At 64.0% G+C, this 2,841-nt stretch carries 1 protein-coding gene; it reads left to right on the top strand.

The window, feature by feature from the left end; all coding sequences use genetic code 11:
• Window positions 1–2,841, top strand: a 2,841-nt coding sequence (locus tag HP546_RS28665) for a PAS domain S-box protein (protein ID WP_172232766.1), incomplete at both ends; no start/stop codon positions are given.

Here is a 2,841-nt window from a genome sequence, read left to right as displayed (position 1 = left end):
CCTGGCTGGCTGCCCACCCGCAGCTGAGCCTGGGCGTGGATGCCTCTTGGCCACCGTTCGAGTTTCGCGACCAGGAGGGCCGGTACCAGGGATTGGCCGCCGATTACATCGCCACTATCCAGCAACGCCTGGGCGTGACGCTCAAACCGGTCGAGCCCAGCAGCTGGACCGAGGTCCTCGCGCAGGCGCGCGATAACCGTATCGACCTGCTGCCCGGCATCATGTCGACGCCAGAACGCCAGGGCTACCTGGCCTTCACCCGCCCCTACCTCGACTTTCCCATCGTCATTCTCGCGCACAAAGGCGGCGCCCAGCCGCGCAAGCTCGATGACCTGTACGGCCTGAAGATCGCCGTGGTCGAGAACTACGCCCCCCATGAACTGCTGCGCAGCCACCACCCGGATCTCAACCTGGTGGCCATGCCCAACGTCAGTTCAACCTTGCAGGCACTGGCCACCGACGAAGTGGACGCCGTGGTCGGGGACCTTGCTTCGAGCATCTGGAGCCTGCGCCAGCTCAAGCTCGACGGCTTGTATGTGAGTGGCGAAACGCCCTACCGCTATCAGCTGGCCATGGCCGCCCCACGCGACAACAAGGTGCTGGTGGGTATTCTCGACAAAGTGATGGCCGACATGACGAGTGGCGAAGTAGCGCAGATCCAGCAGCACTGGGTTGGTAATGTGGTCGACCAGCGGATGTTCTGGTCAGACCTGCTGCTGTATGGCTTGCCGGCAGTGCTGGTGCTGATGGCCGTCCTGGCCGTGGTGATCCGCATCAACCGTCGGCTCAGCTCGGAAATTTCCCGCCGCATTGCCCTGGAACAAGAGCTCCGCAGCAGCGAGTACCATTACCGCAGCCTGGTCGAAAGCCTGTCGGCCATTGCCTGGGAGGCCGACGCCAACGACTACACCTACAGTTACGTCTCTCCCCATGCCGAGGACCTGCTCGGTTTTCCGCTCACCGAGTGGCTCAAACCTGGCTTCTGGCGCAGCATCCTGCACCCGGAGGACGCACTCTGGGCCCAGGCCTACTGCGACAGTGAAACTGCAGCCGGCCGTGACCACAGCCTGGACTACCGGGTGATCCGCGCCGACGGCCAGCCGTTGTGGGTGCGTAATATCGTCAGCATGATCGAGCATGGCCACCAGCCGGTGATGCGCGGGCTGATGATCGACATCAGCGAGACCAAGCGCACCGAGGACGCCCTGCGGCTTTCCGAGCAGAAATTTGCCTCGGTGTTCCAGCAATGCCCCGACATCTTGCTGATCGCCCGCCACAGCGATGGCTGCCTGCTGGAGGTCAACGAAGCCTTCGAAGAGCAGATCGGCCTGACACCTGGCCAGGTGATCGGCCGCACCGCCACCGACCTGGACCTGTGGGGCGTAGAAGGCGCGGGCCCTCTGCTGCTGCAACGCCTGCACCAGGGTGGTATCCGCAACCTGGAAATGAGCTTCCGGCGCAGCAACGGCGAGTTGTTCACCGGCCTGACTTCGGCCGAAACCTTCGAGCTCGACGGCACCCCCGCGCTGGTGGTGGCGGTACGCGACATCAGCCAGCTCAAGCAAACCCAGCAGCAGTTGCAAACCTCCGAAGAAAAATTCGCCAAGGCCTTCCACGCCTCGCCCGACGGCCTGCTGTTGTCGCGCCAGAGCGACGGCTTGCTGCTGGAAGTGAACGAGGGCTTTTGCCGCCTTACCGGCTATGACCTCAACCCAAGCATCGACCAGACCTCGCTGGACCTGGGCATCTGGGTCGACCTCAACGAGCGCAAGCGGCTGGTCGACCAGCTGAACCGCGACGGCTACGTGCGCGACTTCACCTGCCACATCCGCCGCAGCGACGGGCAGATCCGCCTTTGCGAGCTGTCTGCGCGGCCGCTGCCGATCGCCGGCGTCGACTGCATGCTGACCATCGCCCGCGACATCACCGAACGCCACCTGATGCAGGAGAAACTGCAGCTGGCCGCCACTGTGTTCGAAAACACCGCCGAAGGCGTGCTGATCACCGACATCGACCAGCGCATCAGTGCGGTCAACCGCGCCTTCAGCGAAATCACCGGCTACAGCGAGATCGAAGCCCTTGGCCAGACCCCGCGGCTGCTCGCCTCCGGCCAGCATGACAGCGCCTTCTATGCCGCCATGTGGCACCAACTGACCGCCGAAGGCCACTGGCAAGGCGAGATCTACAACAAGCGCAAGAACGGCGAACTGTACCCCGGCTGGCTGACGATCAGCGCCGTGCGCAACAGCGACCGTGAGATCACCCACTTTGTCGCCGTGTTCGCCGACATCTCCAGCCTCAAGCACGCCCAGGCCAAACTCGATTACCAGGCCCATCACGACCCGCTCACCGGCTTGCCCAATCGCGCACTGTTCGAAAACCGCCTGCAAGCCGTACTCACTTGCGCGCAGCTATCCAACCGCCAGGGCGCAGTGCTGTTCCTCGACCTGGACCGCTTCAAGCACATCAACGACAGCCTCGGCCACCCGGTCGGCGACTTGCTGCTCAAGGGCATCGCCCAGCGCCTGAAGGAGCAGGTACGCGACGTGGACACCGTGGCCCGCCTGGGCGGCGACGAGTTCATCATCCTGCTGCCCGGCCTGCACAAACCCAGTGACGCCAGCACCATCGCCAATAAATTGCTGACCTGCTTCAACGCCCCGTTCCAGGCCGGCGAGCACGAGTTCTTCACCAGCGCCAGCATCGGCATCAGCCTTTATCCACAGGACGGCACTGACGTCGCCACCCTGATCCGCAACGCCGACGCCGCCATGTACCGCTCCAAGGCCAAAGGCCGCAACCGCGTAGAGGCCTACACCCGCGACCTCACCGCCCAGGCCA

The sequence above is a fragment of the Pseudomonas sp. CM25 genome (genome assembly GCF_013179705.1).
Taxonomy (GTDB): domain Bacteria; phylum Pseudomonadota; class Gammaproteobacteria; order Pseudomonadales; family Pseudomonadaceae; genus Aquipseudomonas.
Note: the sequence above shows the minus strand (reverse complement) of the source record. Positions and strands in the feature narration are given on the sequence as shown.